Source organism: Polaromonas sp. P1_G1 (assembly GCF_056405595.1).
Window position 1 is genome coordinate 1 of record NZ_JBFUBU010000033.1, and the last position, 20,179, is coordinate 20,179.

At 63.2% G+C, this 20,179-nt stretch carries 33 protein-coding genes and 1 tRNA gene; 22 read left to right on the forward strand and 12 right to left on the reverse strand.

Annotated features, from left to right (window positions below):
- Nucleotides 1-37: 37 nt before the first annotated feature.
- The 12 genes from AC1D1Y_RS17055 to AC1D1Y_RS17110 all read right to left on the reverse strand — a co-directional run bounded on the left by AC1D1Y_RS17055 (nucleotide 38) and on the right by AC1D1Y_RS17110 (nucleotide 6,488).
- The gene (locus AC1D1Y_RS17055; RefSeq protein WP_477683355.1) at nucleotides 38-865 is read right to left on the reverse strand and encodes a DUF2303 family protein; all 828 of its coding nucleotides are present in this window, start codon (nucleotides 863-865) and stop codon (nucleotides 38-40) included.
- 3 nt (nucleotides 866-868) lie between these two features.
- Nucleotides 869-1,234 (reverse strand): hypothetical protein, encoded by a 366-nt coding sequence (locus AC1D1Y_RS17060; protein WP_477683356.1) that lies wholly within the window; start codon nucleotides 1,232-1,234, stop codon nucleotides 869-871.
- A gap of 41 nt (nucleotides 1,235-1,275) precedes the next feature.
- Nucleotides 1,276-2,259, reverse strand: a complete 984-nt coding sequence (locus AC1D1Y_RS17065; RefSeq protein WP_477683357.1) for a hypothetical protein — start codon at nucleotides 2,257-2,259, stop codon at nucleotides 1,276-1,278.
- Complete coding sequence (locus AC1D1Y_RS17070) at nucleotides 2,256-2,858, reverse strand: hypothetical protein (RefSeq protein WP_477683358.1); 603 nt, start codon at nucleotides 2,856-2,858, stop codon at nucleotides 2,256-2,258. Before AC1D1Y_RS17070 ends, AC1D1Y_RS17065 begins: the two co-directional genes overlap by 4 nt.
- Nucleotides 2,855-3,967 (reverse strand): hypothetical protein, encoded by a 1,113-nt coding sequence (locus AC1D1Y_RS17075; protein ID WP_477683359.1) that lies wholly within the window; start codon nucleotides 3,965-3,967, stop codon nucleotides 2,855-2,857. The genes AC1D1Y_RS17070 and AC1D1Y_RS17075 overlap by 4 nt, the downstream gene beginning before the upstream one ends.
- A gap of 25 nt (nucleotides 3,968-3,992) precedes the next feature.
- Nucleotides 3,993-4,283, reverse strand: a complete 291-nt coding sequence (locus AC1D1Y_RS17080) for an acyl carrier protein (RefSeq protein ID WP_477683360.1) — start codon at nucleotides 4,281-4,283, stop codon at nucleotides 3,993-3,995.
- Between the two features lie 12 nt (nucleotides 4,284-4,295).
- On the reverse strand, nucleotides 4,296-4,472 hold the full coding sequence (locus AC1D1Y_RS17085; protein WP_477683361.1) for a hypothetical protein: 177 nt from the start codon (nucleotides 4,470-4,472) through the stop codon (nucleotides 4,296-4,298).
- On the reverse strand, nucleotides 4,469-4,609 hold the full coding sequence (locus AC1D1Y_RS17090) for a hypothetical protein (RefSeq protein ID WP_477683362.1): 141 nt from the start codon (nucleotides 4,607-4,609) through the stop codon (nucleotides 4,469-4,471). The genes AC1D1Y_RS17085 and AC1D1Y_RS17090 overlap by 4 nt, the downstream gene beginning before the upstream one ends.
- Complete coding sequence (locus AC1D1Y_RS17095; protein ID WP_477683363.1) at nucleotides 4,606-4,854, reverse strand: hypothetical protein; 249 nt, start codon at nucleotides 4,852-4,854, stop codon at nucleotides 4,606-4,608. Before AC1D1Y_RS17095 ends, AC1D1Y_RS17090 begins: the two co-directional genes overlap by 4 nt.
- Before the next feature lie 32 nt (nucleotides 4,855-4,886).
- Nucleotides 4,887-5,366 (reverse strand): hypothetical protein, encoded by a 480-nt coding sequence (locus tag AC1D1Y_RS17100; RefSeq protein ID WP_477683364.1) that lies wholly within the window; start codon nucleotides 5,364-5,366, stop codon nucleotides 4,887-4,889.
- A 169-nt stretch (nucleotides 5,367-5,535) separates the two neighbouring features.
- Nucleotides 5,536-5,787: a hypothetical protein gene (locus AC1D1Y_RS17105; RefSeq protein ID WP_477683365.1), complete on the reverse strand. Its 252-nt coding sequence runs from the start codon at nucleotides 5,785-5,787 to the stop codon at nucleotides 5,536-5,538.
- Nucleotides 5,784-6,488, reverse strand: a complete 705-nt coding sequence (locus tag AC1D1Y_RS17110) for an XRE family transcriptional regulator (protein WP_477683366.1) — start codon at nucleotides 6,486-6,488, stop codon at nucleotides 5,784-5,786. The genes AC1D1Y_RS17105 and AC1D1Y_RS17110 overlap by 4 nt, the downstream gene beginning before the upstream one ends.
- 67 nt (nucleotides 6,489-6,555) lie before the next feature.
- Between AC1D1Y_RS17110 and AC1D1Y_RS17115 the strand changes: the two genes are divergently transcribed.
- The 22 genes from AC1D1Y_RS17115 to AC1D1Y_RS17220 all read left to right on the forward strand — a co-directional run bounded on the left by AC1D1Y_RS17115 (nucleotide 6,556) and on the right by AC1D1Y_RS17220 (nucleotide 20,170).
- The gene (locus AC1D1Y_RS17115; RefSeq protein WP_477683367.1) at nucleotides 6,556-6,783 is read left to right on the forward strand and encodes a helix-turn-helix domain-containing protein; all 228 of its coding nucleotides are present in this window, start codon (nucleotides 6,556-6,558) and stop codon (nucleotides 6,781-6,783) included.
- A gap of 3 nt (nucleotides 6,784-6,786) precedes the next feature.
- Nucleotides 6,787-7,047 (forward strand): hypothetical protein, encoded by a 261-nt coding sequence (locus tag AC1D1Y_RS17120; RefSeq protein ID WP_477683368.1) that lies wholly within the window; start codon nucleotides 6,787-6,789, stop codon nucleotides 7,045-7,047.
- Nucleotides 7,044-7,256: a hypothetical protein gene (locus AC1D1Y_RS17125; protein ID WP_477683369.1), complete on the forward strand. Its 213-nt coding sequence runs from the start codon at nucleotides 7,044-7,046 to the stop codon at nucleotides 7,254-7,256. Before AC1D1Y_RS17120 ends, AC1D1Y_RS17125 begins: the two co-directional genes overlap by 4 nt.
- Complete coding sequence (locus tag AC1D1Y_RS17130; RefSeq protein ID WP_477683370.1) at nucleotides 7,253-8,431, forward strand: DNA-methyltransferase; 1,179 nt, start codon at nucleotides 7,253-7,255, stop codon at nucleotides 8,429-8,431. The genes AC1D1Y_RS17125 and AC1D1Y_RS17130 overlap by 4 nt, the downstream gene beginning before the upstream one ends.
- A complete protein-coding gene (locus tag AC1D1Y_RS17135; protein ID WP_477683371.1) occupies nucleotides 8,428-8,733 on the forward strand; it encodes a winged helix-turn-helix domain-containing protein in 306 nt (101 codons plus the stop codon). The genes AC1D1Y_RS17130 and AC1D1Y_RS17135 overlap by 4 nt, the downstream gene beginning before the upstream one ends.
- A gap of 22 nt (nucleotides 8,734-8,755) precedes the next feature.
- Nucleotides 8,756-9,484: a hypothetical protein gene (locus AC1D1Y_RS17140; protein ID WP_477683372.1), complete on the forward strand. Its 729-nt coding sequence runs from the start codon at nucleotides 8,756-8,758 to the stop codon at nucleotides 9,482-9,484.
- Nucleotides 9,477-10,046: a hypothetical protein gene (locus AC1D1Y_RS17145; RefSeq protein ID WP_477683373.1), complete on the forward strand. Its 570-nt coding sequence runs from the start codon at nucleotides 9,477-9,479 to the stop codon at nucleotides 10,044-10,046. Before AC1D1Y_RS17140 ends, AC1D1Y_RS17145 begins: the two co-directional genes overlap by 8 nt.
- Nucleotides 10,043-10,237: a hypothetical protein gene (locus tag AC1D1Y_RS17150; RefSeq protein ID WP_477683374.1), complete on the forward strand. Its 195-nt coding sequence runs from the start codon at nucleotides 10,043-10,045 to the stop codon at nucleotides 10,235-10,237. Before AC1D1Y_RS17145 ends, AC1D1Y_RS17150 begins: the two co-directional genes overlap by 4 nt.
- Before the next feature lie 256 nt (nucleotides 10,238-10,493).
- Nucleotides 10,494-10,874 carry a hypothetical protein gene (locus AC1D1Y_RS17155; RefSeq protein WP_477683375.1) on the forward strand — a complete coding sequence of 127 codons (381 nt, stop codon included), beginning with the start codon at nucleotides 10,494-10,496 and terminating at the stop codon, nucleotides 10,872-10,874.
- A complete protein-coding gene (locus AC1D1Y_RS17160; protein ID WP_477683376.1) occupies nucleotides 10,871-11,149 on the forward strand; it encodes a hypothetical protein in 279 nt (92 codons plus the stop codon). The genes AC1D1Y_RS17155 and AC1D1Y_RS17160 overlap by 4 nt, the downstream gene beginning before the upstream one ends.
- Nucleotides 11,146-11,676: a DUF1367 family protein gene (locus AC1D1Y_RS17165; RefSeq protein WP_477683377.1), complete on the forward strand. Its 531-nt coding sequence runs from the start codon at nucleotides 11,146-11,148 to the stop codon at nucleotides 11,674-11,676. Before AC1D1Y_RS17160 ends, AC1D1Y_RS17165 begins: the two co-directional genes overlap by 4 nt.
- Nucleotides 11,664-12,119, forward strand: coding sequence for a hypothetical protein (locus AC1D1Y_RS17170; protein WP_477683378.1), 456 nt, complete (start codon nucleotides 11,664-11,666; stop codon nucleotides 12,117-12,119). Before AC1D1Y_RS17165 ends, AC1D1Y_RS17170 begins: the two co-directional genes overlap by 13 nt.
- Before the next feature lie 161 nt (nucleotides 12,120-12,280).
- Complete coding sequence (locus tag AC1D1Y_RS17175; RefSeq protein ID WP_477683379.1) at nucleotides 12,281-12,433, forward strand: hypothetical protein; 153 nt, start codon at nucleotides 12,281-12,283, stop codon at nucleotides 12,431-12,433.
- Nucleotides 12,434-12,435: 2 nt separating this feature from the next.
- Nucleotides 12,436-12,747 (forward strand): hypothetical protein, encoded by a 312-nt coding sequence (locus tag AC1D1Y_RS17180; protein WP_477683380.1) that lies wholly within the window; start codon nucleotides 12,436-12,438, stop codon nucleotides 12,745-12,747.
- Complete coding sequence (locus AC1D1Y_RS17185) at nucleotides 12,747-13,325, forward strand: hypothetical protein (protein ID WP_477683381.1); 579 nt, start codon at nucleotides 12,747-12,749, stop codon at nucleotides 13,323-13,325. Before AC1D1Y_RS17180 ends, AC1D1Y_RS17185 begins: the two co-directional genes overlap by 1 nt.
- Entirely contained in the window at nucleotides 13,322-13,846 is a 525-nt protein-coding gene (locus AC1D1Y_RS17190) for a macro domain-containing protein (protein WP_477683382.1), read from the forward strand. The genes AC1D1Y_RS17185 and AC1D1Y_RS17190 overlap by 4 nt, the downstream gene beginning before the upstream one ends.
- Before the next feature lie 371 nt (nucleotides 13,847-14,217).
- Nucleotides 14,218-14,293: transfer RNA gene (locus AC1D1Y_RS17195), tRNA-His, on the forward strand.
- Nucleotides 14,294-14,418: 125 nt separating this feature from the next.
- Nucleotides 14,419-14,706 (forward strand): hypothetical protein, encoded by a 288-nt coding sequence (locus tag AC1D1Y_RS17200; protein ID WP_477683383.1) that lies wholly within the window; start codon nucleotides 14,419-14,421, stop codon nucleotides 14,704-14,706.
- A gap of 265 nt (nucleotides 14,707-14,971) precedes the next feature.
- The gene (locus AC1D1Y_RS17205; protein WP_477683384.1) at nucleotides 14,972-15,874 is read left to right on the forward strand and encodes a terminase small subunit; all 903 of its coding nucleotides are present in this window, start codon (nucleotides 14,972-14,974) and stop codon (nucleotides 15,872-15,874) included.
- Nucleotides 15,871-17,445, forward strand: a complete 1,575-nt coding sequence (locus tag AC1D1Y_RS17210) for a terminase (protein WP_477683385.1) — start codon at nucleotides 15,871-15,873, stop codon at nucleotides 17,443-17,445. Before AC1D1Y_RS17205 ends, AC1D1Y_RS17210 begins: the two co-directional genes overlap by 4 nt.
- Nucleotides 17,442-17,930 (forward strand): hypothetical protein, encoded by a 489-nt coding sequence (locus AC1D1Y_RS17215; RefSeq protein ID WP_477683386.1) that lies wholly within the window; start codon nucleotides 17,442-17,444, stop codon nucleotides 17,928-17,930. The genes AC1D1Y_RS17210 and AC1D1Y_RS17215 overlap by 4 nt, the downstream gene beginning before the upstream one ends.
- A 2-nt stretch (nucleotides 17,931-17,932) precedes the next feature.
- Nucleotides 17,933-20,170 carry a portal protein gene (locus AC1D1Y_RS17220; RefSeq protein ID WP_477683387.1) on the forward strand — a complete coding sequence of 746 codons (2,238 nt, stop codon included), beginning with the start codon at nucleotides 17,933-17,935 and terminating at the stop codon, nucleotides 20,168-20,170.
- Nucleotides 20,171-20,179 lie beyond the last annotated feature (9 nt).

The following is a 20,179-nucleotide window of genomic DNA, read 5'->3' on the forward strand; positions in this document are numbered from 1 at the left end:
GGCCGCGCGCTCCCTGCGCGCGCGGCCGGGTTGCTGGTTAGGCCTTGCCGATCAGGACCGTGTATTTGCTTTCGTGGTTGCGCACCTCTTCGACGTAGCCGTTGAATGCGTCTTCGATGGCGCGCTCGGCGCGCTCCAGCTCGTAAAAGAATTTCACAGAGCCGGAAGCCAGGCGGTACTTCAGCCGCGCAGTGAGGGCATAGCCGCCACCGTTTTTGAAGATGCGCACGCCCAGCGTGAACTTCTGCGGGATCTTCATTTCGCCGTTGGCGCCGGCGGTCGCGTCGATGACTTCGTTGTAGGTCAACTGGACCTGGCCGTCCTGCAGGCGCTTTGCAGATGCGAAGTTGATACCGGTGCTTGCCTGGATGGTGGTCGCCACGTTGAGCAACATGCCGGCGTCATCGCCGGCGATGTCGGCAAAGTTGTCTTCGATGAACTCGGCAAAGTCGGTTTGCGACATCGGCTTGCCGCTGTTCTCCAGCCAAAGCTTGAACTCGGGCGTGAGTTCGGCCTTGAATACCGCACGGTGGTCGCGCCAGCCCGGCATTTCAACGCCGCGATGGTCATTGAAAACGGCGGTGATCGTGCGCGCGTCCACGTCGGCGTAGACGTAGCCGTTGTTGGGCTTCGCCTGGTCGGTCAGGTATTGCAGCAAGCTCGGCACGTCGCCCAGGCAGACCGTGCCGCTCTTGCGCTTCGGCGTCGGGTTGGCCTTCTCGATGGCATTGGTGATTTCCTGCTGCTGATAGCCAGAAGGCAGCACCAGGAAATGGGCTTCGCCAATTTTGTGCGGTGCCATCGAGGCCGCCATGAGGGTGGCGGCCAGCGCGGCGGCGTCCTGCTTGATGATTGGGGTATCCATGATTTAGGAAGCTTTCTTGAGGTTGGCGGACGTGACGCCGTTGGTGGAGCCCACTTCGCGCAGCTCGAGGCTGTGCTGACGTGGGTGGTTGCGGCTGGTTTCACCGTCTTCGGTGAGCCAGAAGAAGTCGCTGGGCTGCTCGGGTTTCGGCAGTTCCAGCTTGCGGTCGGCGGTGATCGTGATCTTGTCGACCGATCCCGCAGAGCTGCTCTTCGTGGCTGGGGCCACTTTGACCTTGAGGGTCAGCGAACCGCCGCGGCCCGTGTTTTGGACGGTGCGCAGCAGTTCGGCCAGGTCGGCGGTCAGTGCCGCGTGCGTGGAGCCTTCGTTCAGCTCATTGAGCAGAACGGAAAATGCCTTTGAGGACATATGTGCTTTCGGTAGTGGAGAAACGGTTGAGGAATCCGCGCTCAGGCTTTAGCGCGGGAGGAAATGGAGCCCTTGCTGAAGACGCGCACGCCCGGCAGGTTGGTGTTGGCACCCAGGCCCTTGACGTAGGCGCGCATCTTCACGCTGTCCACAGTCACGAGGCTGGCCAGCGCTGGGTTTTCAGCGATGTGCTTCACCAGCTTGGCGATGTCCAGCAGCTCCCAGTCGTAGGTGACCGACTTGCTGACGCCGGCGACGCGGGCGGGCGCGGAGTAAGTCGAAACCATGCTGGTGCTGGCCGTCGATGCCGCGCGCAGGTTCGCGGCCTGCACGGTGGCCTGTTCGTCAATCTGAGCGGAAAGCTGGCGCTCTTGCCGGGAGGCGAGGTCGCCGGTCTCCACCAGCATGCCGATTTGCTCCTGGATGGCCTCCACCTCTTCGGCGTTGCCACTCTGCTGAGCTGCAACGGCCTGTTGCTCAAGCTCTTCGAGCTTTTTGGCGTCTTCGCGGGTACGGTCGGCCGCAATGTCAGCCAGCCGCTGACGCTCGGCGATGGCGCGGGCCTCGACTTCGCGCGCCTGATCGTCAATGATCTTTTGCGCGGCGGCGGCTTCTTCATCCCGCTTCTTCTTCTCTGCGGCCGCCTTGCGCTCTTGCTCTTCGCTGAACGCCAGCATGGATGCCTTCAGCGTTACCTCGGCCTGTTTCAACAGCGACATGGGACCCTTGAAAAGGGCGTTGATGGCGTCCAGTGCCTTGTTCATGGGGCCGGTGATGGACGTGCGCTGCGCTTCCATCTTGTTCCACTTGCCCTTGATCGAAGCCAGCTCTTCGGCCGCCAGGGCGAAGTCTTCCTGGCTGGTGATGACGAAGCCTTCGGCCATGCGGACGGCGTTGTTGGCGGTGCGCTGGGCCGCCATGGTGTCGGGCATTGCCAGGGCTTTCACGGGCGTGAAGATGTCGTCGGCGGGTGCAGCGGTATTACTGTTGGCCGCAACTGGCGCGTCCAGGGTGTCGGTGGTCATAGGGAGTGCCTTTCTTTGAAGCGATACACGTTGAGGAGGGAGAGGAAGACGGCGAGGTCGCTGGGTTCGAGGAACTCCCACAACTTGTATTTGCCGTCTGGGAAGAGCTGCAGCGCGCCGCGGCGGGCCTTGCGTCGGTCGCCCCTGGCCCGCAGCAGTTCGCTGTAGGCAGCCGTCTGGAGGCCCACAACCGGGCTCATGGCGACCGTGCTTTTCAGGTCGATGTCCCACAGGTCGCGGTTGATCGTGTAGCGGCGGTCGATGGTGCCGGCGTAGTGGTGGACGGGGTGATGGAGCTGGGTTTCGTTCTCGAGCACCACGGGGCGCAGCTCGGCCTTGAACTTGACGTAGCCGGCGAGGTAGCCCGCGATTGGCTCCAGCCCCGCCTTGCCTTCTTCCGATTCCTGGTCGAGGTCATCGTTGTCCAGCAGTTCGCAGGCGCGATGCACGGCCGTGCCCAGCGCAGCCTTGGCTTCCAGCACCTCGGCCGGCACGCCGTGGAAGGAATAGAGCGGCTTCAGGATCTGCGTGACGCTGGGCAGCACCACGCCGTCCACCGTGTACCGGTGGCTTTCCGCATCAAAGTGAAGCTGGCTCATTCCATTGCCAGCAGTTCGGCACGCACGGTGTCGAATTGCTCGAAGGTGAGGTCATCAAGGGACAGTGCGCCCAGGCGCAGCAGCATGGCCTGCACTGCGCTTTCGGGAAGCTCCAGCGCGGCGATCTTGGTCTTGATGAACTTGACCTGGCTGTCGGTAGGTTTTGAGAGTTCACCGGTGCCCTTGTCGGCGGCGGCCGCGGCGTTGGTGAAAAGTTCACCGGCTTGGCCTGTGGTAACGGGCTTTGCTGCAGGTTCCGACGCTGGCGCCGCCGGCGCTGCTGCCGGTGCGGCGGCGCTGGCGGCCTTGGCGGACTCGCTCTTGGAACGTGGCGCGGGTGCGGCGGTGCCGGCGGCTTCCTTGGCGAAAGCCTGCTCTGGCGTGGTGTCGCCTTCCTTGATGGCGGTCATGAGGCCGCGCAACGTCACCAGGTGTTCGAGGGTAATGTCCTCAATGCCGGCAATCTCAAGGCGCTCGTAAATTTGGGCGGGCAGGATGCCGAAGCGCTGGAAGCGGGCAATCGCATCAGAGCGGCGATTCGCCAGCGTCTTGATGTCACCCATGATGCACTGACGGGCGGCGTCGTACATATCCGCCCAAAAGGCCTTCGGCACGCCCTTCAGGATGGCATTGCGCAGCGCGATGGAGCATGCCGCGTTGGCAGTCACGCCGATCATGTCGGACTTGTAGCGCTGCCCGTTCGCGCCAGTGATGCGCCGCTGCACTTCGTAAGTGATGGCGACGTTGCGTTCGAGGTCATGGAACACGCCTTGAGCGGTCACAAAATCGCCCTGATCGCTGACGACGCGGGCGCCGGCGCGGCTGTTTCCCCAGGCGCTGGCAACTACCTCGGCGAATCGGGCGCTCGGGCCTTCAATGGTCTTGGTCACCCACTGGTTGGTGTCCTTGTCCTTTTCCTTGCGCGGCAGGGCGTAGACGCATTCACCGGCTATCTGCTCGTTGAGCGTCACCATCTGCAACACCTCGTTGCGGAACCTCACCACGCTGCGCGGGTATTTGTGCGCGGTGGCAATTTGCATGTCGATTTCGCCCTTGTTGAGCAGGGCCACGGTGCCGCCATCGGCCGTGAGGATGTCGTTCTCTTCCATTGGGGAGCCTCGGTAGTTGATGGGGTCAGTTGAAGGTGGGGGGATTGCGCGAATACGCGGTCTTCTTGAGCTGCGGCTTGGCGCAGTAGTCGATGGCGTTCTGGACCGTGACCAGGTTGTCGGCGTCCCAGTCGGGGATCTCGATGCCGAACTCGTCTTCGAGTCCCATGATGGTTTCCACGCGGTCCAGGCTGTCGCCGTTGGTATCTGGCGCAGGCGAGTTCAGCGACGCGGTGTTGACGATCAGTGCTTCGTCCACGGCGTGCTGGTTTGCCAGCACCTTGCGGACGCGTTCTTCTATTGATGGCGTTGCCATGGGTTCCTCCGGTTAAAAAAAGTGGCGATACAGGCCGATGCACAGGCCGCCGGCGGCGCCCACGGCAACGAACAGGGTCATGGGCGGCACGCGGCGGTACCACGCCTGCGCGACGTAGCGCACGTCGAACGTGGGCTTGAAGGTGGAGGGCAGCCGGGGAGGCGCCTGCTTGGTTGTGGGCGCGCTCATAGCACCGTCACCGTAATGACCCGGGCGGCCGGGTACTGCCTGTTGGCCTCGGCCCAGGCATCGCCAGACGAGGCGAACAGGTCAATGCCCGCCATCACGCGGTCGCACAGATAGACCTTGATGCGACAGAGCTTCATGACTCTTCGCCTTCCAGGCTGGTGGCACCTGCCAATGCAGCAGCGTCGGCGCGCATAGCGTCGGTCAGCACGACGGGCTGCGTTTCCTCCCGGCCCATGTCAACGCCGATCCAGGGCTCGGAGCCGTCTTCGTCCACGTCGTCGAAAATGCTGCGAGTGCCGTCCGCATTCATGAACGTGCCGTCAGCAGCGAAGTAGCTGCCCTGGGCGTTTACGGGCTGGCCCGCCACAACACCCGGAGGCAATGGCTTGCCCGTCCTCACGTTGACCGCGCTCATTAGTAAACGCCCCGGCCGTAACGCGACTTCGCACCCGTCAACAGATCATCTTCGTATTGACGCTGGGCGCCGCTCGTCTTGTAGCGGTGCATCGCCATGTCGATGTCGATGCGGTCTGCATTGCCCAGTGCCTGGTTTGGAAGCGCAGCTTCACATGCGGCCTGACTTACGCCGCAGCGGGCCTGCAGGTCTTCGAGCATGTCGGCCGCTTCGTCAGCCAGCAGCGGATCGTTCAGGCATTCGATCTGCTCGGTGTTCAAAGGCTCATGCCCCTTGGCCATCAACTCTTTGTCGATTTCCTGGTGGTTGACCACCACGTGGTGAATTTCGCTTTGGGGTGGCGCGAAGGGTGCGAGTGCTGCGCGGATGGCATTGGGTAAATGGCAGTTGGTGGGCGTCACTGCCCGCACTGCTTCTGCCTCCTTCAGCGTGTTGAAGAGCGGCGCCGTGGGCGCGCCGTCTTGAGCTGCTGTGTCCATTTACTGACCTCCGAAAGAGCCCGGGATTGGGCGTTTCGGTAAATTATTCCGCAAAGAATAAATCTAGTCAAGCGTAAAAGAATAAATGGGAATAAATCTTTACAAAGAACGACAAAAAACCCGCCGCAGCGGGTTGGATGGTCAGGCGCTATGAGGCGCTGGAAGCGGGCTAGACCAGTGCCAGCAGCACCCAGCCCAGGAATAGGCCGCCAACGGCCCCTACGGCCACGCAGGGGGTAGTCTGGTAGCTCTTGGCCTCGGAGTAGGCGAAGCCGGCCACGGCTCCGATGATGAGGAATATCGCGCCATTAGCGCCGCCTCCGCCGGCCGACTCAGAAAGTGCCTCATCCACGCCGTACCGATCGGCAAAGCAAAGTCCGCTAAGCAGCGCCAGATATGCGAACGTTGCTATTTTTTTCATAGCTTTCGACCGTTCCAGACCCACACCACGCGGCCCAGCACCTCCACACTGTGTTCGCCGTCCAGCACGTCCACGGTTTTGACGTTGGGGTTGTCGCTGCTTATCTCGTAGCCGCCGCCCAGGCGCTGCCGCACGCGCTTGATGAAGAGTCGGTCTTGAGCCTGCAACACGAAGATGCCATCGACATCCACTGTCTTCACGCCGCCATCCACCAGCAGCACGTCGCCGCTGGAGAAGGTCGGGAACATCGAATCGCCGTAGGCATTGATGAAGCGCAGGTTGTCCGGCTTGCTCAGCTTGCGGATGGACTCGTGCACCCATGTTTTTGAGAGCTGCAGGGCGCCGACCATCACGTCCTCTATGTGGCTGATTTCACCTGCGCCCATAGAGGCACGCACAGAGAGTAGGGGAACGGTGAGCGAATCGCCTGGCGTGTCCTGTTTCGCCTTGGCCGGCTGAGCCGGCGCGGTCTGGCTTTCCCACTCGCCGTCGCCGACATCGAGCCAGTAGGCATTGATCTTCAGCGCGCGGGCGAGCTGCAGCAGGCTGGAAGGCTTCTGAACGGTGCCGCGTTCGATCTTTGATATGTCCGACTGCTTGACGCCGGATAAGTCGGCGAGCGCGTCCTGCGATAGGCCGCGGGTCTTCCGGGCGAATCGTAGGCGCTGCGCGAGGGTTTCGAATGAGTCAGGTGAATCCACGGGCGCATTTATGCACACTTGCATATTCATAAAAGACTACCTAAAATAGTCTCAAAGGAATAATTGCATGGAACCCAAAGACTTGGTACTTGCCATACGCGCACACGGGCTCACCCAGAGCCAGATCTTCGAAAAGACCGGTATCCCCCAGCCGACGGTCTCCAAGATCGAGCGGGGGGAGGTTGACGACGTCATGTCGCGTAACTACCGGGCGCTGGAGTCGCTTCACGATGAACTCGAGCAAGCGGCCCGCGTGAAGGCTGCCGGGCTGGCAACGGCACAGCAGGAGGGCTGACAAATGGACGACGACGTGATGTTCTCCCGGAGCGCGCCGGGCGAAAAGACAGAGGTGCGCTTCATGCTGCCCAAGCCGCTGGCCCAGGCGCTGGACGCACTCGCGTTCGCTGACGACAACAAGGGACGCCCTGAACTCATAGAGCGTGTTTTGAAAGAGTTTGCTGAAAAAGAAATTCATAAGTCGATCATCCGTGTCCGCATGCTCCGGGGCAATCCAATGCTCACGGAGTCCTCCGGAGAGCAGGGGGAGTTGTCGCAATGACGGCCTTGGTTTCAAAGGGGCAGTGGTTCCGGTTGCCCAGCGGCAAGGTGGTCGAGGTGTGCGGCACAAAAGGCCCGCGTCACGTCGAAGTGGTCTTGCGCTACCTGGATGACGACGGCGCGATGGCGCCTGGCGAGTTCCAGCTTTCCCTCGAATTCCTTCTCAAGCACGGTAAACGCGTCGTGGTGGCGCCGCCGGTCCTCGTATGAACCAGTGGCTCAACAAATGTCACTTCGGTGATGTGCGCGATGTGCTGCGCCAGATGATCGCTGCCGGCGTCAAGGTAGACACCATCATCACAAGCCCTCCCTACTGGGGCCTGCGCGACTACGGCGCCGAAGGGCAGATTGGCCTTGAGCCGACCATCCACGATTTCATCAGCACCATGACTGAGGTGTTTGCGCTTGCTAAGCAGGTGCTGGCAGATGATGGCACGGCCTGGGTCAACATGGGCGACTGCTACGCCACGTCGGCGGGCAAGGTCAACACTTCGCCGGGTGGGGGCACGCAAGGTGAACGATGGGCAGGCGTTCGACCGGACGCTCGGCGAGACCATGGACGCCCCACGATGAACGGCCGTGGCGAGCCTCAGACCCAGCGCACGGCGGAGCGGTCAGGCCATGAGGGTAAGCATGCCTTCCGCATTGGCCCCCTAACACAGCCAAACCGCATGCCTCAACCAGGCTTGAAACCCAAGGACCTGGTGGGGCAACCATGGCGCCTTGCTTTTGCCTTGCAGGACGCGGGGTGGTGGCTCCGTAGCGACATCATTTGGAGCAAGCCGAACCCCATGCCCGAGAGCTGCAAGGACCGGCCTACGAAGTCCCACGAGTATCTGTTCCTGTTGGCGAAGTCCGAGCACTATTACTTCGACTTCGATGCCTTTCAAGAGCCGGTCAGCGGCGGCGCAAAGCCCCGGAAGAGCATTCCGCCAACGGCTGGATGGATGAGCGGCAAGGGGGCACACGACACCCTGGTGCACAACACGCCGAAGGCGGCCGCCAGCACCGGAGTCGGCTTTGGGCGCGGGTTCGACCAGCAGCCAAAGGCCAGGGTCAAGAACAACGCCAGCATGGACGCCGCACTGTCTGGGACATCCCCACGCGGCACCCGCAATCGCCGCACTGTCTGGGACATCCCCACGCAGGGCTACAAAGGCGCGCATTTCGCAACCTACCCCGAAGCGCTGGTAGAGCCCTGCATCCTGGCCGGCTCCCGTGTGGGCGGCACGGTCATGGACATCTTTTTCGGTACCGGCACGACGGGACAGGTCGCTCAGCGTCTGGGCCGCAACTGGATCGGCATCGACATCAACCCGGCGAACAAGCCCCTGCAGGACGAACGCCTGCGGCATGGCCCTTCGCTGCAACTGGAGGCAGCATGAAAACAGCAGTCACCCGGACCAGCATCGACAGCTACCACGCCCACAAGGGAAACAACTACGCCGGTCAGTTCGAGACCATCTTGGCCACGATGCAGCCGGACAAGGTCTATAGCCGCCGACAGATCGCAGTCCTGACGGGCATGGAGACCAGCACCGTCGCGGCCCGCGTGAACGCCATGGTTGCCGATGGTCGCATTCAGGTGTCTGGGCGCATCAAGTGCCCCCACACCCACATCAACGTGGAGGGCATCAAGCTGCCCGCCGTTCGCATGCCTACAGAGCAGTTGGAGTTCCATGCCTAGCCGCATCATTCGAGAGTCCATCTTGAGCAGCGAAAGAGTCGCCATGCTCAAGCCCGCGGAGGAGGTGTTCTACCGCCGCCTTCAGTCCATCGTGGACGACTACGGCCGTTACGAGGCCAGGTTGAACCTGCTGCGGCCGAAGTGCTACCCGCTGCAGGTCGATAAAGTCAGCGAGGACGACATCGCCGGGTGGCTGGCCGCGTGCCAGGCCGCCGACCTTATCCGCGTCTACGAGGTGGCCGGCAAGCAGTACCTGGAAATCCTGCGCTTCGGTCAGCAGCTCCGCTCAAAGAGCAAATGTCCTGATCCGCCATCAATTGATAGCAACCGTGAACAGCCGCCGGCAGTTGTGCACTTAGGCGTATCCGTATCCGAAGTCGTATCCGAAGTCGAAGTCGTAGTCGAGAAGAAAGGTTCGCGCAAGCGCGCACCGGCTTATGACGCGGCGGGATATGCGATTCCGGACTGGCTGGACGCGGACACATGGCAGCGCTGGTGCAAAGACCGCCGGGAGCGCAAGAAGCCGATCACGGAAGAGGGCGCCCGGCAACAGGTCAACAAGCTCGATGCGTACCGGCTTGCAGGCGTCAAACCCGAACTGGTGCTGAACCACGCCATTGAGGGCGGGCACCAGGGCCTGTTCTACCCCATGCCGGGCCAGGGCAAGGGCGGTGCCGGCGGCAGCAGGCACGGCGCTGCGGCGGCCGCCATCTTCGACCATGGCTTGCAACGGGGAGCCCCAGGTGCTTAAGCCCGCCCACATCACCGACCAGCAGTTCCAGGCCGCGCAGCAGCCCGTGGACGAAACGACCGTCAACAACGTCTTCAAGGTCATGCACGGCTACTACGGCAACCTGTTCCTGTCCAAGTTCGCAACCGGTGTCGTTGATGACCGTGGTCGCGACAAAGGCGTGGGCAGCGCGCGCACGGTTTGGGCGCATGCCTTGCGGGCCTTCCCGGACGGCGTGGTACTGACCGCGCTTGAGCGGTGCCAGGTCCAGCATGCGGACTTCCCGCCCAGCCTGCCGCAGTTCGTGTCGCTGTGCAAGGCGTGTGCGCCGCGCAAGACCTATCAGCCTGAAGTGCCGGCCATCGGCATGAGCCAAGAGCTGCGCAGCCGCAACGCCGCAAAGGCTCGGGAAATCTTCGAGCGCCACGCCGCCCGCGCTGCAGGTCGCCCGGTCGGCGCTGCCACGGAGCAGGGATTGCCGGGCCTGAAGGCACTCATTGCCGGCGCCGTGGCGGCCGCCGGTGGCGACGAGGTTGCCGAGCTGCGGCGCCTGGACCGCATGTATGCCACGGAGGCTGCATGAACGGAGTCCTTACGACCGACGAACAGTTGCAGCTCCGCGCGCTGCGCCTGCTGCACGACGGCCTGCCGCATGACCCAGCCGCGGTGCAGTGGGCGCGCGTCTTGGTCTCGCCCGAGCTGACGCCCGGGCCATCTTATGAACTTCAACGCGCCGGCTTCACGCTGCGCGAAATCAGCCTGGGGGCACAGTGACATGCAGAGATTGTTTAGCAGCACGGGACACGGACGGCCTCTGGTGGCTGTACGACAGCCCGAAGTGCCTTTATTGCACGGCGCGGTTGATTCAGCGCATCGGCAAGACCAGATCCCCGACGAGCGCAGAAATCGCTGCACGCCGGCGTGTCGTGCTTGCGGATGCAGTCGCCTGGGGTCACAGCGAGGCGGAGATTCGGGAGTTGGCCAGCAAGAAGGTGCTGGCGGCCGAGCCGCTGCCGGAGGGGAAGCGTAAATGAGCGAACACCAGTCTCAGAAGGCGTTCTTCGAGTGGGCCGCCTACCAGCGGTTTCCCGGGATTGAGCTGATGCACGCCATACCCAACGGTGGGGAGCGGCACGGCGCAGTGGCTGGGAAGCTGAAGGCCGAAGGTGTTAAGGCCGGCGCACTGGATGTGCAGTGGCCTGTGGCGCGCGGTGGATACATCGGCCTGGCTATCGAGTTTAAGCACGGCGATGGCGTGCCCACCAAGGAACAGCGTGACCGAATTACCGGCCTGCAGTTGGCAGGCTGGTGTGTGGCTGTCTGCTGGGACTGGCAGGCGGCCGCGCGCGTGGTCAGCGGGTACGCCGGGATGCTCTATGTCTATCAGGCTCCAGCGGAGACAGGTAAATGAACGCTTCACAACTCCGCCTCTCGCGGGGCCACCGCGCGCGCGCGGCCACTAATCGCGCCAAGCTGGAAGAGCACATGGTGAACCGCGTGCACCTGCGGTCCACAACGAGGCAGTCCATCAGCCTGCCGAATGGCGTGCGCCTGATTGATTCCAGCTTCACTGACTTCGGCCGGGAGTTCAACGTGTTGATCGAGGCGCCCACGCACATGGAGTTCATTACCAAGTCCGGTGACTTCTTCGAGGTCATCAGCGTAGAGCGGAGGCGTGGGCAATGAGCGAAATCATGCTGGTGCGCCAGCCTGACGACACCTTCATCCCTGAAGCGGACAAGGCGGCCGCCCGCCGGCTGATCTTCGGGATCATCGACGGCCTGGGCGAATTCGGCCAGAAGCAGTGGCGCCGGTTCTGGAACATGGTCTTCCGGCTTGAGCCCGGGGAGATGGTCGAGATTGAGACCCACAAAGAGCGCCTTGGGTGGTTTCACCGTAAGCACATGGCGATGGAGCAGCGCGTGTTCGAGGCTCAGGAGAAGTTTGAGACCTTTGACGACTTCCGCGTGTGGCTGAAGGTGGGCAGCGGCTTCGTGAACTGGTACCCCGGCCCAAAAGGCGGCGTTATCCCGGTACCGAAGTCCATCCGCTACGCCAAGCTCGAGCAGGGCGATATGGAGCAGGTCCACGACGACATGGTGAAGTTCCTGCGCAGCGAGCACGCGGGCAAGACGCTTTGGCGGCACCTCCCGCCCATGCAGCGCGTCGAAATGATCGAGACCATCTTGGGGGGCTTCGAGTGGCAGCACTGAAGAAGCGCCGGCCTGTGGTCGGCCTCAACCCCATCGAGCGGGCCCTGATCGCCCGCGAGTGGCAGCACACGGCCCTGGAAGCGCAGATCCTGTCCCTGGCCGGCCAAGACGCCGACAAGCTGGTCAACAAGGCCGGCCGCATGCTGTTCGTTGTGCTGGGCGCCTGCATCGCCGAGGGCGTGGAGGCCAACACCCCAGAAGTCCGCATCTTGCGCGGCGCCGTCAATGCCGTGCATGACCAGGCCGGCGAGAAAGTCATCCCGGCCCTGCGCCGGGCCTCCATCGTCAACGGCCTGCAGACGGCCGCGGCGCTGATCCCTGAACTGAGCCGCAAGGCTTTGGTGGACGCCGCGTGCGACCTGGCGCTGAAGCTGCGCGCCGGCGACGTTCGGCTGTCCGATTTTGAAGCGATTCTCAACCCAGCAAAGGAGCTTGCACTATGACTACCCCTGTACTCATCAAACCGACTATCGGCCGCCGCGTCTGGTACTGGCCGGCCCAACACGAGGGAGCACACAGTCACCATAGCCACCTCCCGCCGTTTCACGTTCATGACCCATTGCAGCCGCATGACGCCGGCATTGCCTTGGTGCACGGCGACAGAATGGTCAACCTCTCTGTGGTGGACCACGCCGGCAACACTCATGCCCGCATGTCCGTTCTGCTGTTGCAGGGTGACGACGAGAAACCCGCCTATGGGATGGCCTACGCCCAGTGGATGCCGTACCAGGTCGGCCAGGCCAAGGCGGCGACCTAACCATGCAGTCCAAGAACAAGGCATCGCAGACGGTGGCCGAGCGTGAATATGTCCGGCTGGTCAAGCTGCTGCCTTGTTCCGTATGCGACTGCGGGGGCGGGGAGGGCGCGCCCAGCGACGCCCACGAAATCAAGCAGGGCCAATGGTGGACCTGCATTGCCTTGTGCGTGTCGTGCCACACCGGCGCCCTGATGGGCTGGCACGGCCAGAAGCGCGCCTGGCTGCTGCGAAAGATGGACGAATTGGACGCCCTTGCAGTTACGATCGCGCGCCTTTTTGCCGTTAAAAAACTACCACAAGGAGCGAGACAGTAATGGAAGATGACCAGCAAGTCGCCACCTTCACGAGCGGCACCGCGGCTCTGAGCTTTGCCTACCGGCACAGCCACGGCGACTACCCGCCCAACATGCTTCACCGCATGCAGGTAGCAGCCGCGAGGCAGATGGGCAAGCCCCAGATGATCCGCACCGCGCTCGACGCGGCCGTAACGGCCGGATGGATTCGGCACATCATCGAAGGCGGCCACGGTGTGCCAGGCCTCCCGGAGCCATACCGGAGCGTGATGCTGGCCAAGTTCGCTGTGGACTCTCGCATCAACCTGACAGCAAAGCTGGAGGTGCTGGAGCACGTGCTGGCGCTGGCGTTGGGCGAGGGTCTGCACAAGCGTCGCATGGTCGACCTGTGCGTCCAGCGCTACTTCGGCGGCACCATCATGGGCAGCGACGGCGTGCGCCGGCCCATTCGCCAGCACCAGGTGGCCGACTGGTGCGACGTGAGCCAGCAGACCGTCAGCGCCACCTACGTGAAGATCAAGGGCTGGTTGGAGGCGCGGGAGACCGTCGCCATGGGGTTGGTTGAGCACGAGCTACGCAGGAAAGGACGGATTGCATGAAAGTCATCTTTAGAGACTTGAACCCGGCCGTGGTGGCCGCCGTTGCCCAGGCGCTGCCCGAGTGGGACGCGGCCGTGGGCAACATCCTGACCGCTGGACCTGCCGGCGCCATCGTGAGCCCGGCTAACTGCATCGGCCGCATGGACGGTGGGATTGACCAGGCCTACATCAATCACTTCGGCTGGCGCCTGCAGGCCGCGCTGTGCTGGATTCTGGTGGACCGGCATGGCGGCCGCCTGGAGGTGGGCGAGGCTGTTTCTGTGCCGACCGGCTTGCACAGCGACATCCCCCTCATGATTTCAGCGCCCACGATGGACTGGCCGCCGGGCGATGTCAGCACCACGGACAACGCCTACAAGGCCTTCAACGCCGTGTTGCACGTCGCCAAGGCGCTGAACCTGCAGTCGCTGCTGTGCCCAGGGCTCTGCACGCTGACGGGCCGCATGGAGCCGGCTGTGTTCGCCGCCCAGGTCAGGCGGGCTTGGGACGAACATCAAATGACGGCAATTGAAAACAGGTGATAGCAAATGATTGCAAAGAAACTCACCTTGATCTGTCTGGCCGCGCGTGGCGCGCTGCGTGAGCTGGGCCGGGAGCGCAACGCGGTGCACGAGGCGCACCAGCAGGCATGCGCCGATGGCTTGGCCTTCCAGAGGCAGCACTACACCGAGGCGGGTGAGCGACGCAGGCGTGGGTTGGACTGGACGTCTGCTGAGATGAGGCACGCAGCCAAAGCGGACAGGGCGACCAGCGGCATGGAGATTGCGCGTCGGTACCGTGACTTGACAGGGCCAATGGTGGGCGATTCGACCCCCCTTGAATCGACTGGTAAAAGCGGGCCAAATTCAGGCTAATTTTAGTAGTGCTGGGACTGCCCCCAGCGCCTTTTGGTGTGACGGTAGCTCAGTTGGTAGAGCCCTGGCTTGTGATGCCGGTGGTCCTGGGTTCGAGCCCCAGCCGTTACCCCAAAGTGCTTTGTCCAACCGTTTTCTGTCCACCAATGTTGGACGAGTCCGGGCATTGGACAAACCGCCAGATCCGCTATGGCAAGGAACCCCGCCGCCAGCCACGGCATACCTGAAGGAGTGCAGTGATGAAGCAAAGTTACCTGTCCCGCGGCTTTTTGGCCGTTGCCATGCTGGGCTGCGCGGTCGCCGTCGCCTGCTACGAGCGATTGCAGCCCTTGTTCGCTGTGGTGGCCGCAACCGGCCGCGCGCTGAAGAACATGGTGCTCGACGGCTTCAAGCTCGCCGCCGGCGCCAAGGCCGAGAGGGAGCGCTCGGTGCTGCCCTTTGTCCAGGCCAAGGCCTTCAAAGCCCGCAAGGACAAGCGCGAACGCCCCGAAGTGTCCGGCTCCTGGCGGATGTGCCCCTCAACCTGATACCGGCCCACAAGGCCATTGAGAAGAAAAGGCCCGGCAACCCCGGGCCTTTTGCATTCACGAATGTTGGTTCTGGCGGCGGGGGGTTATTACCTGTCGTCTTAAAGGACCAGAGCCTGCATTTGTGAGTGGTGAGCCGAAGATGTAGGCAGCACTAGGCTGACAGACCTGACGTGTGCTTACGGCCGAGCGGGATTCATTGGCCCCCGGTCCCTCCATACGCAGCGCCACGAGGCGGGCGAGTCTGTTCACGGTGGTTTTGCTCATGATGTGGCCGAAAGGCCTTAAGCCCGTCTGGTTTGCTCCAGGCGGGCTTTCTTATTTGGAAGAGGTGGTTGCTATGGCGAAGAAACCGCAAGCACCTGCGAAGACGCGCGCACCCGCCAAGAAGGCAGCGGTGGCGCCCAAGGCCGTGAAGGCCGTAGCAGCCCCAAAACAGGCCGCTAAGTCCACCAAAGCACGCTCAGTGAGCACTTCCGCGCCGCTGAAGGCCCCGAAGACCCCCGTTAAGCCGGCAGCGCGCGCATGGGTGAAGCCAGCGCAGGGAACGCCAGCATCCGCGATGGTGGAAGCGCCGGAGGCGGCAAAGCCGGCCGAGAAGGACGAGCTGGGCCTGCTGACGGTGAAGCAGGAGGCCTTTGTGATGGCCTACATGGAGAGCGGCAACGCCAGCCGCGCCTACAGGGAGGTGTACGACGCCGAGCACATGAAGCCCGGCACCGTCTGGACCGAAGCCTGCCTGTTGCTGCAGAACCCCAAGGTAGCCAAAAGGGTGCGAGGCCTGCGGGACCAGATCACCGAGCGCCTGCTGATGACGAAGGCCGACGTGATTGCCGAAACGACCAAGCTGGCGACTTTCGACGTCCGCCGGCTGTTCGACGCAGACGGCGCGCCCATTCCTTTCCATGAGCTGGACGCTGACACGGCCGCCTGCATTGTCGGGATCGAGGTGTTGGAGGAATTCGAGGGCGTGGGCAAGGACCGCAAGTTCATCGGCTTCACCAAAAAGTACAAGGTGGCCGACAAGAAGGGCGCCCTGGACATGCTGGCGAAGCATCACGGCATCTACGAGAAGGACAACGAGCAGAAGCTGAACCCGCTTGTTGAGCTGCTGAAGGGCATGGGCGGCAAGTCCGCGTTCCCCGTGGTGAAGGACGCGCCCAAGTGAGCCAGGCTGTCAGCACGGGCATCCCGCTCGACTTCATCCCAAGCACGCCCGAAGAGCTGGCCGCCTGTCTGGGCGACTACAACTGGCGCGTCGGGAGCGGGCAGCTCTACAAGATCATGGTCAAGACGGACCAGGACGACCAGGGCACAGTCGTCCCTTTCAAGCCCAACCGTGCCCAGCGCCGGCTTATCTCGCGCCTGTGGCACCGCAACATCATCCTGAAGGCCCGCCAACTGGGTTTCACGACGCTGGTTGCCATCTTGTGGCTGGACCACGCCCTGTTCAACGACAACCAGCGCTGCGGCATCATCGCGCAGGACCGCGAGGCAGCCGAGGTCATCTTCCGCGACAAGGTGAAGCTGGCCTACGAGAACTTGCCCGTGGCCCTGCGCCTGGCTATGCCCCTGAAGCGGGACAGCGCGGCCGAGCTGCTGTTCGCCCACAACAACAGCAGCATCCGCGTGGCCACCAGCATGCGGTCTGGCACCATCCACCGCCTGCACGTGTCCGAGTTCGGCAAGATTTGCGCGAAATTCAAGGACAAGGCCAAGGAAGTCATCACCGGCTCCCTGCCGGCCGTGCCGCTGGACGGCATTGCCATCATCGAATCGACGGCCGAGGGCCAGGACGGCGAGTTCTACGACATGACGTCGCGCGCCATGGCCCAGGCAGAGCTGGGCACGCCCCTCAGTGAGCGCGACTACCGCTTCCATTTCTACCCATGGTGGGAAGAGCCCAACTACCGCATCGTGTCGAACACGATCATCCACGCCGAGAAGGACAAGGAGTACTTCGAGGCCGTTGAGTTCGCCATGAACACCGTGCTGGACCACGAGCAGCGCAACTGGTACATCGCCACGCGCGACGCCGACTTCAGCGGCGACCCGGAAAAGATGTGGCAGGAGTACCCCAGCACGCCGGCGGAGCCATTCCAGGTGTCCACCGAGGGCACCTACTACGCCGAGCAGCTCATGGCCGCCCGCAAGTCGGGCCGAATCGGTTTCTTCCCTCACGTGGACGGCATTCCGGTCAACACCTTCTGGGACATCGGCGCCGGCGACGGCACGGCCATATGGCTGCACCAGCGCATAGGCGGCGAGAACCGCTTCATCGGCTTTATCGAGGGCTGGGGAGAGCCGTACAGCTTCTTCACCGGCAAGCTTCGCACGCTGGGCTACGAGTGGGGCACCCACTACCTGCCGCACGACGCGGACCACAAGCGCCAGCAGGGCGACCAGGTTGTCGCGCCCGTTGATGAGCTGCGCAAGTCGGAGCTGGGCGGCCGCTGGGACGTCGTGCCGCGCGTTGGCGACGTGGTGCACGGCATTCAGGCCATGCGCTCCGTGTTCGGCCAGTGCACGTTCAACGAAGCCACCTGTGGCCCCGGCCTGATCCACATGGCCCGCTACCGCAAGGAGTGGAACACCCGCCTTGGGTGCTGGAGCCAGAAGCCCCGCCACGACGAGCACAGCGAAGCCGCTGATGCCATCCGCCAATTCGCGCAGGGCTACACGCCGCCGCGCATGGTGCAGCGAAAGAAAGCCCGATCAACCAATTGGAGGACTGTATGAGCGCAACACTTCTAGGCCCGCGTGGCACCCCTTACGTCGAACTTGGCGGCGAACGCGCCTGGCGTCAATTCACCAAGGGCGACATCGTGGTGAGTCTGCAATGGATCGACCTGCAGGCGCAGGACCCGAACTTCCCCGAGGCCGGACCCATCCCGTGCATGTGCATCTTCCACGCCTTCAGGCGCATGGAGACCGGCGCGCACATCATCCCGCAGCGCTATGCCTACATCTACGGCGCCAGTGAGGGCAAGCCTACCGACCACTTCTATCGGGCTGTCATCGACGCCTGCGAGACCGTGGGCTTTGACCGCAACGACAAGGCCGCCCAGTTCCGGATGATGGACGCGGTACTGGAGGCCATGCCCGACCTGATCCGCATGCCGAGCGACATGCCCGACGCGTTGGGCCTGAAGAAGCTCCGCCTGGGCGGCGTGGAAGCCACCATCAAAGTCAATGGCCGCGTGGCCCACCAAGAAAGGGTCTGACCATGTTTGAAGCCCGAGCCAGCACCGCGCGCGCGTCGCAAACCGTTGACGATGACCAGGTTGCAGAGCCGACCGAAGACGAAATCACGGAGCGCCGGCACCACGCCTTGATGGAACTGCTGAAGGATGAGTCCGAGCTGCAGGCTGAAGAGCGGCTCCAGATGGCGATTGACGAGGACTACTACGACCACCTGCAATGGCGGCCGGAAGACGCCGAAGAGCTGATCGAGCGCGGCCAGGCTCCCGTGGTGTTCAACGAGTCCCGCCAGACCATCGACTGGATCTGCGGCATGGAAAAGCGCATGCGCAAGGACTACAAGGTCTTGCCGCGTGAAGAGGGCGACGAGAACGGCGCCGAGCTGAAGACCAAGCTCATCAAGTACACCGATGACGTCAACATGACCCATTGGCACCGGTCGCGGTCGTTCAAGCAAACCGTCACCGCAGGGCTGGGCTGGCTGGAAGAGGGCATCAACCCTGATCCCGAGGCCGAAATGATCTTTTCCGGCACCGAGGACTGGCGCAACGTGTTCCGCGACAGCCGCGCGCGTGAGCTGGACATGGCCGACGCCCGCTACCTGTTCCGTCGCAAGGTCACGGACCTGGACTATGCGATTGCCCTGCTGCCCAAAGCTGAAGAGTACCTACGCACCAGTGCGCGCCTGTTCAATGACCACGGCGATGAGGACGACGTGTGGTACCTGGGCGAGAAGCTGACGGGCGCCAGCGAGACCCAGTGGGCCGACACCGCCGCGAAGTTCGGCGACCGCGCCGCCTACGTGAAGCGCAACGGTCACTACGACAGCGGGCGCCGGCAGTCGGTGGAGCTGCTGGAGTGCTGGTACCGCGTGCCCGAGAGCGTGAAGGTGTTCAACGAAGGCCCCATGCGCGGGAAGATTTACGACCCGAAGGACAACTCGCATGTTGCCGCGGCCGTGGGCGTGCAGATGTACAGCGCCGTGAAGATGCGCATGCGCGTGATGATCGCCACGAAAGAGCGCTGCCTGTGGGACGGCCCGAGCCCCTTCAAGCACCAGAAGTTCCTGCTGGTCCCGATCTGGGGCTATCGGCGCGCGCGCGACGGGCAGGTTTACGGCCCGATGCGCGGCATGCGCGACATCCAGGATGACCTCAACAAGCGCCGCTCCAAGGCCCTATACGCCCTCTCGACCAACCGCATCGTCATGGACGATGACGCCGTGGAGGACGTGGAAGAGCTGCGGCAAGAGGCGGCCAGGCCTGACGGCATCATCAAGAAGAAGAAAAACTCGACGCTGACCTTCGAGAAGAACGTGGCCGACTTCCAGGGTAATCTCGAGCTGGCAGGCCAGGACAGCCAGATGCTGCGCAACGTCGGCGGCGTGACCAATGAGAACCTGGGCCGTGAGACTCCAGCCCAGTCTGGTGTCGCCATCCATGCCAAACAGGACCAGGGCTCCCTGACCACCTCGGAGCTGTTCGACAACCTGATGCTGGCTATCCGGCTGGCCGGGCAGATCCGCCTTTCCCACATCGAACAGTTCTGGACCGAGGAAAAGGCCGTGCGTATCGCCGGCGAGAACAAGCCCATCGAGTGGGTCAAGGTCAACGCGGTGGACCCGGTGACGGGCGAGGTGCTCAACGACATCACGGCCACGCAGGCCGACTTCATCGTGGACACCCAGGACTACCGCGCCAGCCTGGCGCAGGCCGCCATGGACAACATGTTCGAGCTGCTGGGCAAGATCGCCACCTTTGCACCCCAGGTGGTCATGTCCGTGCTGGACCTGCTGGTGGAAGGCGCCGACATCAAGAACAAGGACGAGTGGGTGGCACGCATCCGCAAGCTCAACGGCCAGCGCGACCCCACCAAGCCGCCGACCCCCGAGGAAATGGCCGCTGAGAAGGCGGGCATGGAGAAGCAGTCCCAGAAGGAGGCGCTGGACTTCCGAATGATGGAGGCCAAGGTGAAGGAGACCGAGAGCAAGGCCCGGCTGCTGAGCGCCGACGAGGTGTTCCGCCGCGTGGATGCCATGCACCAAGCCCTGGTTGCCGCTGGCCTGCTTGCCACCGCTCCAGGGACGGCCGCCGCAGCCGACACGATCACAGCCAGCGCCGGCATGAAGGATGACCAGCCCGGCGGGCTTGCTGCATCTGGTGCGATGGCTGGCCTACCAGCACCAGCGCCTGCAGCAGTTCCGCCGCAGGCCGAGCAGCCCGGCATCGCGCCGGCCGGCGCAATCGAGCAACCAGTTGTTTAACCACGCCGC